We start from the raw sequence: 12,756 nt of genomic DNA, 5'->3' as shown, positions 1-12,756 counted from the left end.
CCGCTCAGTTCAGGGCTGCGTCGGCACCCTGGGGGCGGTGGAAATAGAAGCCCTGGTACTTGTCGACGCCGAGCTCGCGCAGCTTGGCGAGCTGGCCGTCGGTCTCGACCCCTTCGGCCACCAGTTCGATGCTGAGCGAATGGGCGATGGAGATCGCCGCCTTCATCAGCGCCTCGTCGATCGGGTCGTCGAGAAGGTCGCGCGTCACCGTCCAGTCGATCTTGATGCCGTCGACCGACAGCTGCTTCAGCGCGTCGAAGGAATTGTAGCCATTGCCGAAATCGTCGAGATAGACCCGCACCCCGCGCCGGCGCAGCCGCGAGAGGAAGCCGGTGATCTCCCCGAGGCTGTGGACCGCCTCGGTTTCGGTGATTTCGATGCGCAGCGCCGGCTCGCAGCCGGGATGCGCGTCGATCAGCTGCACCAGTTCCTTCTGGAAGCCGACATCGGCGAGGGAGCGTGCGCCGACATTGACCGAGACATATTGCGCCGCGCCGCGCCGATGCAGGCGGGCGGCATAGGAGATCACCCGGCGGCACACCCAGGCATCGATCCGCCGCATCAGGCCGAGCCGGCGGGCGGCGGGCAGGAAATGCGCCGGGCTGTGCACGGTGCCGCTGTCGTCGGGAAGGCGGATCAGCGCTTCATAGCCCAGCGCCCGGCCTTGCCCGTCGACGATGGCCTGGAGGTCGAGGACGAAGCGGTCGAGCTCCAGCGCGCTCTGGATCCGCTCGGCCCAGCTCATCCGCTCATGGGTGTCGGACACTTTGGGGTCGCCGGCATCGTAGACCTGCACGCGGTCGCGACCGGATTCCTTCGCCACGCAGCAGGCGGTATCGGCGCAGACCAGTACCGAGCTCGCCGACGTGCCGGGTTCGCCGGCACGGGCGAGGCCGATGCTCAGGCTCAGCGTGAAGTTGTGGCCGTCGACATGGAAAACATGGGTGCGGGTCGCCGCGGTGAGCCGGGTGGCGATGCGCAGCGCCTCCTGGTCGTCGAGCCCGGCCAGCAGCACGGCGAAGCTGTCGCCGCCGATCCGGGCCACCATGTCGTCCGTGCGCAGCTGTGCGCGCAGGAAAAGCGCGAAGTCGTTGAGCAGGCCGTCGGCGGCGGCGTGGCCCACCGCATCGTTGACCGTCTTGAACTGGTCGATGTCGATGAAGCCGACCCAGATGTCCGACGTCTCTTCCCGCGCCAGCAATTGCCCGATCCGTTCCTCCAGCGCGAAGCGGTTGGGCAGGCCGGTCAGCGCGTCGCTGCGCGCCTGCCGCGAAATCAGGCGCGCGAATTCCGCCAGCGCCGCCGTCTGCTGCTCCAGCTGCGCGCGCATCTCGATCAGTTCGCGCTCGCGGCGCTTCTGGGCGGTGACATCGGTCCAGATGGCGATGAGGCGGCCATCCTGCATGCGCCGGTGGCTGGCGAGCATCCAGTCGCCGCTGTTCAGCTCGATCTCGATCCGCCGCTCATTGTCCTCGCCGGTCCGGCCGGCCAGCACGCCGACGATATCCGGCGCGAGGGCGCTGCCGAACAGGCCGGCCTCCCGTGCCGCCTCCAGCGCCGCCTCGAAGCGCTCGCCGGGCTTCAGCGCGAGGCCCGCCTCGGCGAAGATGCGGGCCATGCAGGTATTGGCCAGCACGATCGAACCGTCGGGATCGAGCAGCACGAAGCCTTCGCCGATGCCGTCGATCGCGTCCAGCAGCTTGCGCTCGGTGGCCTTGAGCTCGCTGATGTCGGTCCAGGTCGAGACGATGCCGCCGGCCGGGGTGCGCCGCTCGCGCACCCGCGACCATCCGCCGGATTCGAGCGGGATGTCGAAGGGCTCGCCATTGGCGAGGTGATGGCGGCGCATCCGCTCGGCGACATAGGCATCGGGGTCGTCCACCCAGCTCCATTCGCCGCAGGGCACCGAGGCGAGGGCGAAGAAGTTCAAACCTTCGAGATCGCCGAGCACGGAGAGGAAGGGAAACAGCTCGATGAACCGGGAATTGTGGATGATGAGCCGGTCGTCGATGTCGAACAGGGCGAAGCCGTCGCTGAGAAAATCGAGCGCCTCACGCATGTCGGGGACAGCGCGTTGCGGCAAACCTCGCGACGCGACTCCGGTGTCGTGTCGGCTCCGTTCGTCGGAAGCGCCGGCCTTGACCATTACGATCGGTCTCCCGCATTTCCTTTAGACGATCAAACCCAGCGTCATGCACCCGGTCAAATATAAAGCAGGGCGGTGAAACAAGCGCAATGATAGCCGCGTTCGGAATGCGGAGTATCCGTGATAACGATTAATGCCGACTTTGCCGGGGAGTTCCGCCGGGACGCCAAAAAAATGACACACGACATCCATCGCGCCGCACCGAGCCCGCCCGATCCTCTGCGCCGCTCCGCCGGAGCCGGTTCGCGGGTCGCGTATGCGGCTTTCGGTCTGGTCGGCGTCGGGCTGCTGGCCGCGGCGATCGGCCTGTGGGCGCGTCACGGTTCGGCCGTTTTCTTCGATCTCATAGCGAGCGGCATCGCCTATTGCTTCTGATGCCGGCGGCCGGGAGGCGCGCCCGCCTGCCGCCCGCCCCATCCCCTCGTCCATGGAACACGCATGTCCGCTCGCAGCCGCCTGCTCCTGCTCCTCTCCGCCTTCCTGGTCGGCGCCTGCGTCGTCGCCATCGGCGTCTTCGCGCTGTGGCAGCCGCCGGGCGGCAAGGTCGCGACCCAGGCGAGCATCGGCGGGCCGTTCGCGCTGGTCGACCAGGACGGGCAGGCCGTCACCGACGAGACCTTCAAGGGCGAGCCGACGCTGATCTTCTTCGGCTTCACCCATTGCCCGGACATCTGCCCGACCACGCTGTTCGAGATGTCGCAGCTGTTCGACACCCTCGGGCCGGACGCGCGCAAGCTGCAGGGCCTGTTCATCACCGTCGATCCCGAGCGCGATACGCCGGAGGTGATGAAATCCTATATCGGCAGCTTCCACCCCAGCATCCAGGGGCTCACCGGCACGCCGGAGCAGGTGGCCGCCGTGATCAAGGCCTATCGCGCCTATGCGCAGAAGGTGCCGGGGCAGGGCGGCGACTACACGATGAACCACACCGCCATCGTCTATCTCATGGACAGGGACGGCAATTTCATAGCCCCCTTCGACCTCAAGCGGCCACCGGCCGAGGCCGCGGCCGCGCTGCGCCCGTATTTCTGAGCCGGATCCGCACCGGGCGCCGGCGCGAGGTGCGGGCGAGGCCGTGCTCGGTCTTCTCCCAGCGATGCGGCGCGGCGATCAGCTGGAACAGCGCCCGCCACCCCGCCGCCGACAGCATCAGCCAGTAGACCGGAATCAACGGCAGCACCTTCCACAGGCCCGGCAGCCGGCGGTGGCGCATGCCGACGACGGTGCACAGCACCGTGGCGCCATAGCCGACCAGCAGCACCGCGAGGCCCATGCCGTCGAGCAGCGCGCTCGCGAGCGAGCCGTCTCCGGTGCCGCCCCGCCACCAGTGGACCGCCAGCGCCAGCGCGAAGACCGGGTGCATCAGCGCCGAGACGAGGCCGCCGCCCAGCAGGAACAGGAAGGTGAGCATGCCCGTCCAGCCGATCTCGCCGACCAGCCGGCGCGGCTCGCGCCCATGCACCAGCAGCGTCTGCATCCAGCCCTTGTACCAGCGGGTGCGCTGGCGCAGCCAGGCGCCGGCGGTGCGCGGCGCCTCCTCGTCGGTCGAGGAGGCGATGATCAGCGTGCGCCAGCCCTCGCGCGCAAGCCGCAGCCCGAGATCGGCGTCCTCGGCGACATTGTAGGGGTCCCAGGCGCCGACGCCGTCCAGCGCCTCGCGGCGGAAATGGTTCGAGGTGCCGCCGAGCGGCAGCGGCAGCCGGGCGCTGGCGAGCAGCGGCAGCACGACGTCGAAATGCGCGGCATATTCGGCGGCGAACTGCCGGGTGATCCAGCTGTCGGCGACATTGTCGATGGCGAGCCGCGCCTGCACGCAGCCGACCCGCCGGTTGCCCGGCGCGGCGAGGGCGGCGCAGGCGCGGCGCAGTTGCAGCGGGTCCGGCATGTCCTCGGCGTCGTAGATGCCGACAATGTCGCCGCGGGCGAAGGGCAGGGCGGCGTTCAGCGCCTTGGGCTTGGTGCGCGGGCCGATATCCGGCGCGGTGAGGATCTCGAATCCCGGCCGCATGGCGTGGCGCACCAGCGCCATCGCGGTTTCGACATCGTCGGGCTCGATCACCAGCAGCACCTGCAGCTTCTCGGGCGGGTAGTCGAGCGCCCGCAGCGCCTCGATCAGCTGCGGCACCACCCGCGCCTCGCGATAGAGCGGCACGATGAGGCTGTAGGCCGGCAGGCCGGCATCGTCGCGCGGCGGCGCCGCCGTCGCATGGGGCGCGACGGTGGAGGCGGCGAGGCGCAGGCCGGACCAGCCGAGCAGCACCAGCGCCACCAGCAGCGCGGGCAACAGCAGCAGCACGCCGGGCACTACCAGCGTCAGGGCGGCGAGCGCCACCGCGCCGAGCGCCGCCAGCGCCAGCAGGTGACGCGACCGGCCGAGCGTGGCGGCGCTGTGCCGGGGGCATTCGTCGCGCAGCCGGAAGGCGGCGAGCTGGCCGAGCGGATCGACGCAGCGCCGGCGCACATGCAGGGCAAGCCGCTCCGGCGTGGTCAGCCGCACGCGCCCGCGCAATTCCGGCATGGCGGCCAGCGTCGCGGCGAGACGGCGCAGCCTCAGCCCGCGCGCGGCGATCACCAGGCGGCCGTCGGGCTGGCGCAGCGTCCCGCTCCGCATCACGCCGGCGAGCGTCTCCGGCGCCGGCCCCGCGACCGCCGTCGCCTCGTCGAGGGGGTCGACCTCGATCCCGAGCCGAGCGGCGGCCGCCGCGGCGATCAGGTCGGGCGTGGCGCTCCCCTGTGCCAGCAGCACCTCGTCCGCCCCGATGCCGAGCCGCTCCGCCCGCTCGCGCGCCTCGGCGAGCAGGCCGGCCGGCAGCCGCCCGGCAAGGCCGGCGATCTCGACGGGAAGCTCGGGCGGGATGCCGGCCGCCGCGGGCGCCTCAGGGGACGAAGGGGACGCCGAGGCAGTTTCCGGCGCGGCTTCGTCCCCCGGAAGAGTGTCCGGCGGCGGATCCGACAGCGGCGGATCGGGTGGAGGCATCTCGGAGAGGGGGTGCCCCGGCGGGATCACGTCCATCGACATGGCCGACCGCTGCGGGGGCTGCGGCATGTCCCATGGCTGCGGCGCCGGCGGCGGCCTGTCCGAAGCGGGCGCATCACGTTCGGGGCGGCTCTCCGGCAATAGGGGCTGCGTCGGCGCGCCGACGGCTCCGGCCGGCCGCGTGGCCGCGTCGCTTCCGGCGAAATCCATTGCGGCTGTCGGCATCGCGTGGATCGGAGCGGAGGGCCGGCCTTCCGCCGTCCCGCCGGGCGCGGGCGTCGGGACGAACCATACCTCCCGCCCGGCGCCGTCCGGGCCTGCGACGTCGGGCGGGCGGTCGTTCCGGGGAATATCGGCGGATTCCACGCTCCCCGGCCGGGCGGTCACGCGCGTCGCCGCGCCGGATGCCCGCTGGCGGGGATGGGCGTCGGCGCGTTTCCCGCCTCCGGTCCTTCTCCTCAGGACCACCGTCCGCCCGCCGGCCGCGCCCTGCGCCGGCCCGTTTCCATCGGTCTTGCGCCGAACCTGCCGGACCCGTGCGGCCGGCTTGCCAGGGAAGGCGGACGAGCCGCCTGCCGCGAGGCGACGACCGGGCGGGCGAAGCGCTCCGGCGATCGCCCGCATGATCCCGCCGAGGGCGCTGCGAGCGGCCTCCAGTCGGCGCTCGCCCTGTGTGAGGGCTGGTCGCGACGCGCGTCCGGCCGGGGCCTCCGTCCCCGCGGCCGTGCCGGACCGCATCGCCGTTCCGGGCTTCGGCCGTTTCGCGCCGGTCGTCCCTCCCGGTCGCGCGTGTTCGTCAGGCTGCTTCATCCGCGAGGCCTTGCCGGCCGCCGGCGGGCTCGGGTCGACGGCCGTGGCCATCCGCGCGGTGCCTTTGTCCACGGCTCCCTCGTCCGCCGGGCCGCGCGCCGCCGCCCCTGCAGCCGTCGCACCGGCAGCCGGTTCCGCGCGCGTCCTGCACGAGTCTTCCCCCAAAGACGTCCCCCGGCTCGCCTCTCGCGCTATCCCCGACGAGACGCTACAAGATCGATGCCGGTCTTCAATCCGCCGGCGCGGGATCGAGGCGGCTGGTGCGGTACGCGACGACGAAATCCTTCACATGTGGCCTCATTGCCGCGCTTTTCGGCGCCGGTACCCTGTTCGGGGCCGCGCTTCCGGCCTCGTCCGGCCCGGCTGCCGCTGCCACCCCCGCCGCTGCCACCCCCGCCGTCTCCCCGCCCGAGGTGGCGGTGCCCGGCTTCTGGGATCCGAAGCGCCGGCCGGAAAAGCCGGACGTCACCCGCATACCGAGCCAGATCCGCTTCGTCACCACCGAGGACTACCCGCCCTTCAGCTTCCGCGGCGAGGACGGCCGCCCGGCCGGCTTCAATGTCGACATCGCCCGCGCCATCTGCGCCGAGCTCGCCATCACCTGCTCGCTGGAGGTGCTGCCCTTCGAGGCGCTCACCCAGGCGCTGGAGCGCGGCGAGGCCGATGCCGCCATTGCCGGCCTCGCCATCTCCTCGGCCAGCCGCGAGGCGGTGGACTTCTCCGACCGCTATTTCCGCTCGCCGGCCCGCTTCGTCGCCCGCAAGGCCGACCCGCTGCCGGTGGTCACGCCCGATCTCGTGGCATCGAAGACCGTCGGCGTCGTCGCCGGCACCGCGCATGAGGCCTATCTGCGCGACCTGTTCGCCGAAGTGGCGATCCGCTCCTTCCCGACGCCGGAGGAGGCGCGGGCGGCGCTGCGCAAGGGCGAGGTCGACCTCGTCTTCGGCGACGGCGTGCAACTCGCCTTCTGGCTGAACGGTTCCTCGTCGGAGGGCTGCTGCGCCTTTGCCGGCGGGCCGTTCACCGAGAGCCTGTATTTCGGCGAGGGCATGGGCATCGCCCTGCGGCGCGGCAACGACGCGCTGCGCCAGACGCTCAACTACGCCCTCGCCCAGCTCTGGGAGAAGGGCGTCTATATCGACCTCTACCTGCGCTGGTTCCCGATCGGGGTCTACTGATCCCCGGCCTCGATGGCGCGGGCGCGCACGAAGGCCGGCCGTGCCTTGCAGCGGTCGAGATAGGCCGTGAAGGCCGGCCGCGGCTCCACCAGCTTGAACGCCTCGATGCCGAACAGCAGATCGGCGCCGATCAGCACGTCGGCGGCGGTGAACTGCTCGCCGAGCAGCCACGGCCCGGTCGTCAGCGCCTCGTCCAGCACGTCGAACACCCGATCGAACGAGCCCCAGCCGACCGTCCCGCTCGGCAGCTGCAATTTGGCGAACTTCTCCAGAAACGCCCCCTCGATGCATCCGGGCGAGAAGAACAGCCAGCGCAGATAGGCGCCGCGCGCCGGATCGCCGAGATGCGGCGCCAGCGCCGCCTCGGGTGCGCGCTCGGCGATATAGGCGCAGATGGCGCCGGATTCGGACACTTTCGCGCCGCCGTCGACCAGCGCCGGCACCTTCATCATCGGATTGACGGCCCGAAAGGCGGCACTGTTCTGCTCGCCGGAGCGGATGTCGATCCGCACGCCCTCATAGACAAGCCCGGATTCCTCCATCACCCACAGGGCCCGGAAGGCGCGCGAATGCGGTGCCCAATAGAGCTTCATGACGATCCCCTGCCGATAGGATGGATAGAACATAATATGAACATCGCGGCCTGTCGAGCCGCCGCCCGCCTGCCTTCGATTGACGCTGCGGGCACGACTCCCTAGTGTCCGCGCCCATTCCTGAAGCCTTGGAGACACCATCATGACGGCGACCGCTCCGGTCGAGGATTTTGCTGCCGAACTGCGCACGCTGGCGGAGACCGCCGGCGCCTGGCCGTTCGAGGAAGCCCGCAAGATCGTCGAGCGCCTGAAGCGGAAACCCAAGGACGAGGTGCTGTTCGAGACCGGCTACGGCCCGTCGGGCCTGCCGCATATCGGCACGTTCGGCGAGGTGGCGCGCACCACCATGGTGCGCCACGCCTTCCATGTGCTCACCGGCGGCGACATCCCGACCCGGCTGCTGTGCTTCTCCGACGACATGGACGGCATGCGCAAGATCCCGGAAAACGTGCCGGACGTCGCGGCGCTGAAGCCGTATCTGCAGATGCCGCTCACCGTGGTGCCCAATCCGTTCGAGGGCGGCGAGCCGACCTTCGGCGCCCATAACAACGCCATGCTGCGCCGCTTCCTCGACACGTTCGGCTTCGACTACGAATTCGCCAGCGCCACCGACTACTACAAGTCCGGCAAGCTCGACGCCGTGCTGCTGCGCGCGGCGGCGAAATACGACGCCATCATGGAAGTGATGCTCCCCACCCTCGGCGAGGAGCGCCAGGCCACCTATTCGCCGTTCCTGCCGATCTCGCCGGTCTCGGGGCGGGTGCTCTATGTCCCGCTGAAGGAGGTGAATGCCGGTGCCGGCACCATCACCTTCACCGACGAGGACGGGGTGGACAAGACGCTGCCGGTCACCGGGGGCAATGTGAAGCTGCAGTGGAAGCCGGATTTCGGCGCCCGCTGGGCGGCGCTCGACGTCGATTTCGAGATGTTCGGCAAGGACCACCAGACCAACGCGCCGATCTACGACCGCATCTGCGAGATCCTCGGCGGCACCGCGCCCGAGCATTTCGTCTATGAGCTGTTCCTCGACGAGATCGGCCAGAAGATCTCCAAGTCCAAGGGCAACGGCCTCACCATCGACGAGTGGCTGACCTATGCCAGCCCGGAGAGCCTGGCGCTGTACATGTTCCAGTCGCCGCGCTCGGCCAAGAAGCTGCATTTCGACGTCATCCCCAAGGCGGTGGACGAATATTACGCCTTCCTCTCCCGCTATCCCCAGCAGGACTGGAAGAACCGGCTCGGCAACCCGGTCTGGCACATCCATTCCGGCAACCCGCCGGTGATCGAGCTGCCGATCAGCTTCGGCCTGCTGCTCAAGCTCGCCTCGGCGTCGAATGCCGAGGACAAGGACGTGCTGTGGCGCTTCATCCGCCGCTACGCGCCGGGCGTCACCGCGCAGACGCATCCGGACATGGACAGGCTGGCCGGCTATGCGGTGCGCTACTTCATCGACCGGGTGAAGCCGCGCCGTGCCTTCCGCCTGCCGGACGAGGTGGAGGCCGATGCGCTCGCCCGCCTCGATGCCGCGCTCGCTCCGCTGGACGGTACCGATCGCGACGCCATCCAGAACGCGGTGCTCGACGTCGCCCGGCCGGTGCCGCGCTATCAGGACCTCAAGCGCAAGGGGCCGGATGGCGGGCCGGGCGTGTCCTTCGCCTGGTTCAGCGCGCTCTACGAACTGCTGCTCGGCGAGAAGGAAGGCCCGCGCTTCGGCACCTTCGTCGCCGCCTACGGCATCCCGGAGACCCGCGCCCTCATCGCTCGCGCGCTGTCGGGGGAGCTGGCCAGGGGGGCAGCCTGATCGGCGCTTCCCGAGGCATGGCGGGCGCGGTGCGTCCTTCGAGGCTCGCTGCGCTCGCACCTCAGGATGACGGGGGCTTGCTTGCCGCCATGAACAACCGCGCCATGCTACCGGTGTGCACGACATCGTCGCTGCCGATATGAACCACCTCGTCATGCTGAGGTGCCGGCCATCGGCCGGCCTCGAAGCACGCAGGCGACCGCCCCACGCCGGGAAGGAGACACGAGATGTCCCACGACCATTCCCACGATCACCATTCCCACAGCCATTCCGAGGCCGAGCGCTGGAAGCATGATGGGGTTCGGGTGATCAAGGGAGACCGGCTGGATTCCAACACGGCGCAGACGCCCGGCATGTTCCGGCAGGCGGCGATCAACCACGCCCGCGTCGGGGCGCAGAAGATCTGGGCCGGGACGGTGACGATCCAGCCCGATGCCAGGACCGGGGTGCACCATCACGGCGCGCTGGAGAGCGTGATCTATGTGGTGCGCGGCAAGGCGCGCATGCGGTGGGGCGAGCGGCTGGAATATGTGGCGGAGGCCGAGGCGGGCGACTTCATCTTCGTGCCGCCCTATGTGCCGCACCAGGAGATCAACGCGGATGCGGAGCAGCCGCTGGAATGCGTGCTGGTGCGCTCCGATAACGAGGCGGTGGTGGTGAACCTCGCCGATATCGAGGCGGTGGAGAAGCCGGAGGCGGTCTATTGGGTCGACCCGATCCACAAGGCGCCGGGTTGAGGGGCGCCCGGCTCAGCGATCACCCCTTCCTGGCGCAGGCGGCCAGCAGCGCGGCATAGGGCTCCGCCATGCCGGCCTGGCTCATGATGAAGCGCGCGCCCGGCACCGCCATCACGAACGGCCGGTTGGTCTTCACGATGGTGGCGAGCCCGGCGAGCGGGCCGTGCCCCTCGACATCGATGCCGCCGCTGGCGTCATTGGCCACCGCCTTGCCGGGGAAGGCCACGCGGGCGCGGTTGTTCTCCAGCATCACCTCGGCGGCCTCGCCGGCCAGCAGGCCGTTGGAACCGATCAGGCTGCGCACCGTGAGGAGGCCGCTGCCCGGCACGCAGGCGATGTCGAGCACCCGCTTGTCGGCCTCCCTCTCGCCGAGCACCAGGTGCACGCTCTCGCCCTGCGCGGTGCCGTACCAGGCCGGCTCCGCCCGCGCCGGCGCCGACACCAGGGCGGGGATCAGCAGGACGAGGCCGGGAAGAGGAAGGCGGAGCATGGCGTCACCGGGCTGGAGCCGTCTCCGATCCGGCGGAATTACCGGATCGATCAGAACGGGCTCTCGTTTCACCACACTGGAGCCGGTTCTCCCGGCAAAAGTCATCCAGCTTCTGCGCAGCCCCCACGCGACAGCGGCCGGTCAGCTCACCGAGCGGTCCCCGAGCGATTTCTCGCGCAGCGCCGACAGCGTCGTGGTTGGCGTGATCGCCTCGGGATCGAGCTTCACATGCACCACCGCCGGCAGGCCGGAGGCGAGCGCGGCGTCGAGCGCCGGCACGAAGTCCTCGTCGCGTTCCACCGTCGCCCCGAAAGCCCCGAAGGCGCGGGCATAGGCGGCGAAGTCCGGGTTCACGAGGCTGGTGCCGTACACGCGGGTGGGGAATTCCCGCTCCTGGTGCATGCGGATGGTGCCGTACATGCCATTGTCGATCACCACCGCCAGCACCGGGATCGCGTGCTGCACGGCGGTGGCGAGCTCCTGCCCGGTCATCAGGAAGTCGCCGTCGCCGCACACCGCCACCGCGAGCCGTTCGGGATGTACGCGCTTGGCCGCGATCGCCGCGGGAAAACCGTAGCCCATCGAGCCGGAGGTCGGGGCCAGCTGGGTGCCGAAGCCGCGGAAATGGTGGAAGCGGTGCACCCAGGTGGCGAAATTGCCGGCGCCGTTGCAGATCGCGGTGTCGGCCGGCTGCGACCTGAGCCAGCGCACCAGCGTCGCCATCTGCACCGGGCCGGGATTGGCCGGCGGCTCGTCGCTCCAGGCGGCATAGTCCGCCCGCGCCTGCGCCCGCCAGTCGCCCCAGCCTATCGCGTTCGGCGGCTGCACGCCTTCCAGCGCCGCGGCGAAAGCCTGCGGCGAGGCGTTGATGGCCAGCGCCGGCTGGAACACCCGGCCGATCTCGTCGGGGTCGGCATGCACATGCACGAGGTCGATTCCGGGATCGGGGATCCCGAACAGCGAATAGCCCTGCGAGGGCACCTCGCCGAGCCGCCCGCCGGCGAGGATGACGAGGTCCGCCGCCTTCAGCCGCGCCACCAGCTTCGGGTTGATGCCGAGCCCGACATCGCCGGCATAGCAGGCGTGGTCGGCGGGAAACAGCATCTGCCGGCGGAAGCTGACGCAGACCGGCAGGTCGAAGCGTTCGGCGAAGCGCTTCACCGAGGCGACGGCCTTCTCGCTCCAGCGGCTGCCGCCGAGCATCAGCACCGGCCGCTCGGCCTTCCACAGCAGCTTCTGCAGCCGCATCATGTCGGTGAGGCCCGGCCAGGTCTCGACCGGGTCGACGACCGGCGCGTCCGGCACGTCCTCGATGTCGGCGAGCATGTCCTCCGGCAGCGCGATCACCACCGGGCCGGGGCGGCCCTGCGTCGCCACGCGGAAGGCGCGGGCGAGGATTTCGGGGATGCGCGCCGCGTCGTCGATCTCCACCGCCCATTTGGCCAGCGTGCCGAACACCGCGCGGTAGTCGACCTCCTGGAACGCCTCGCGCCCGCGCATCGCCCGGCCGATCTGGCCGACGAACAGGATCATCGGGGTGGAATCCTGCTGGGCGACATGCACCCCGGCGCTGGCATTGGTGGCGCCCGGCCCGCGGGTGACGAAGCAGATGCCCGGCCTGCCGGTGAGCTTGGCGGAGGCTTCCGCCATCATCGCCGCGCCGCCCTCGTGCCGGCACACCACGAAGTCGATATCGGTGTCGGACATCGCGTCGAGCACGTCGAGATAGCTCTCGCCCGGCACGCCGAAGGCGCGGGTGACGCCCTGGGCGAGCAGGGCGTCGACGAGGATGCGGGCGCCGGAGCGGGCGGGGAGGGGGGAGGTCGAAAGCGACGCGGGGTTCGGAGGGGACGTCATGGATCACGCGGATTGGCGCGCCGGGCGCGGTTGAAGCCGGACCGGCTGTCGCCGATCCGGCCGCAACTTAGAGCGTTTTCGAGCGACGTGGATACCGGTTCGCGTGAAGAAAACGCCGCGGGGCCAACCCGCGGCCGCTTCGCGCTTCCGCCAACGGCGCCGTCCCG

Annotated in this window: 10 protein-coding genes; 5 read left to right on the top strand and 5 right to left on the bottom strand. The window is 70.4% G+C overall.

Annotated features, from left to right (window positions below; translation table 11 throughout):
• Positions 1-4 precede the first annotated feature (4 nt).
• Positions 5-2,059: a putative bifunctional diguanylate cyclase/phosphodiesterase gene (locus AC1RU4_RS04495; RefSeq protein WP_492889832.1), complete on the bottom strand. Its 2,055-nt coding sequence runs from the start codon at positions 2,057-2,059 to the stop codon at positions 5-7.
• A 261-nt stretch (positions 2,060-2,320) separates the two neighbouring features.
• Between AC1RU4_RS04495 and AC1RU4_RS04490 the strand changes: the two genes are divergently transcribed.
• Entirely contained in the window at positions 2,321-2,521 is a 201-nt protein-coding gene (locus tag AC1RU4_RS04490) for a hypothetical protein (RefSeq protein WP_492889831.1), read from the top strand.
• Between the two features lie 63 nt (positions 2,522-2,584).
• Positions 2,585-3,178 carry an SCO family protein gene (locus tag AC1RU4_RS04485; RefSeq protein WP_492889830.1) on the top strand — a complete coding sequence of 198 codons (594 nt, stop codon included), beginning with the start codon at positions 2,585-2,587 and terminating at the stop codon, positions 3,176-3,178.
• Here the strand turns inward: AC1RU4_RS04485 and AC1RU4_RS04480 are convergent.
• Positions 3,129-5,192: a glycosyltransferase gene (locus tag AC1RU4_RS04480; protein ID WP_492889829.1), complete on the bottom strand. Its 2,064-nt coding sequence runs from the start codon at positions 5,190-5,192 to the stop codon at positions 3,129-3,131. The two genes, AC1RU4_RS04485 and AC1RU4_RS04480, sit on opposite strands and share 50 nt — an antisense overlap.
• Positions 5,193-6,193: 1,001 nt before the next feature.
• Here AC1RU4_RS04480 and AC1RU4_RS04475 point away from each other — a divergent pair.
• The gene (locus AC1RU4_RS04475) at positions 6,194-7,111 is read left to right on the top strand and encodes an ABC transporter substrate-binding protein (protein ID WP_492889828.1); all 918 of its coding nucleotides are present in this window, start codon (positions 6,194-6,196) and stop codon (positions 7,109-7,111) included.
• On the opposite strand, the gene AC1RU4_RS04470 is transcribed toward AC1RU4_RS04475, so the two are convergent.
• Positions 7,105-7,704 (bottom strand): glutathione S-transferase family protein, encoded by a 600-nt coding sequence (locus tag AC1RU4_RS04470; protein WP_492889827.1) that lies wholly within the window; start codon positions 7,702-7,704, stop codon positions 7,105-7,107. The genes AC1RU4_RS04475 and AC1RU4_RS04470 overlap by 7 nt on opposite strands.
• A 142-nt stretch (positions 7,705-7,846) precedes the next feature.
• Here AC1RU4_RS04470 and AC1RU4_RS04465 point away from each other — a divergent pair, with 142 nt between their 5' ends.
• Both AC1RU4_RS04465 and AC1RU4_RS04460 read left to right on the top strand, forming a co-directional pair.
• On the top strand, positions 7,847-9,505 hold the full coding sequence (locus AC1RU4_RS04465; protein WP_492889826.1) for a lysine--tRNA ligase: 1,659 nt from the start codon (positions 7,847-7,849) through the stop codon (positions 9,503-9,505).
• Positions 9,506-9,732: 227 nt separating this feature from the next.
• On the top strand, positions 9,733-10,242 hold the full coding sequence (locus AC1RU4_RS04460) for a cupin domain-containing protein (protein ID WP_492889825.1): 510 nt from the start codon (positions 9,733-9,735) through the stop codon (positions 10,240-10,242).
• A 19-nt stretch (positions 10,243-10,261) separates the two neighbouring features.
• Here the strand turns inward: AC1RU4_RS04460 and AC1RU4_RS04455 are convergent, their stop codons facing one another.
• Together AC1RU4_RS04455 and AC1RU4_RS04450 are read right to left on the bottom strand one after the other, a co-directional pair.
• A complete protein-coding gene (locus AC1RU4_RS04455) occupies positions 10,262-10,732 on the bottom strand; it encodes a hypothetical protein (protein WP_492889824.1) in 471 nt (156 codons plus the stop codon).
• Positions 10,733-10,873: 141 nt separating this feature from the next.
• Positions 10,874-12,589 carry a thiamine pyrophosphate-binding protein gene (locus AC1RU4_RS04450; protein WP_492889823.1) on the bottom strand — a complete coding sequence of 572 codons (1,716 nt, stop codon included), beginning with the start codon at positions 12,587-12,589 and terminating at the stop codon, positions 10,874-10,876.
• Between the last annotated feature and the right edge of the window lie 167 nt (positions 12,590-12,756).

Source organism: Ancylobacter sp. GW821-FHT10E12, assembly GCF_058809335.1.
This window is presented reverse-complemented; position numbering and strand designations above follow the sequence as displayed.

Excerpts from the sequence above, each read along its gene's own strand:
- AC1RU4_RS04455 (WP_492889824.1), bottom strand. The coding sequence starts at position 10,732 with ATGCTCCGCCTTCCTCTTCCCGGCCTCGTCCTGCTGATCCCCGCCCTG.
- AC1RU4_RS04465 (WP_492889826.1), top strand. The coding sequence starts at position 7,847 with ATGACGGCGACCGCTCCGGTCGAGGATTTTGCTGCCGAACTGCGCACG.
- AC1RU4_RS04460 (WP_492889825.1), top strand. The coding sequence starts at position 9,733 with ATGTCCCACGACCATTCCCACGATCACCATTCCCACAGCCATTCCGAG.
- AC1RU4_RS04490 (WP_492889831.1), top strand. The coding sequence starts at position 2,321 with ATGACACACGACATCCATCGCGCCGCACCGAGCCCGCCCGATCCTCTG.
- AC1RU4_RS04495 (WP_492889832.1), bottom strand. The coding sequence starts at position 2,059 with ATGCGTGAGGCGCTCGATTTTCTCAGCGACGGCTTCGCCCTGTTCGAC.
- AC1RU4_RS04470 (WP_492889827.1), bottom strand. The coding sequence starts at position 7,704 with ATGAAGCTCTATTGGGCACCGCATTCGCGCGCCTTCCGGGCCCTGTGG.
- AC1RU4_RS04480 (WP_492889829.1), bottom strand. The coding sequence starts at position 5,192 with ATGCCGCAGCCCCCGCAGCGGTCGGCCATGTCGATGGACGTGATCCCG.
- AC1RU4_RS04450 (WP_492889823.1), bottom strand. The coding sequence starts at position 12,589 with ATGACGTCCCCTCCGAACCCCGCGTCGCTTTCGACCTCCCCCCTCCCC.
- AC1RU4_RS04485 (WP_492889830.1), top strand. The coding sequence starts at position 2,585 with ATGTCCGCTCGCAGCCGCCTGCTCCTGCTCCTCTCCGCCTTCCTGGTC.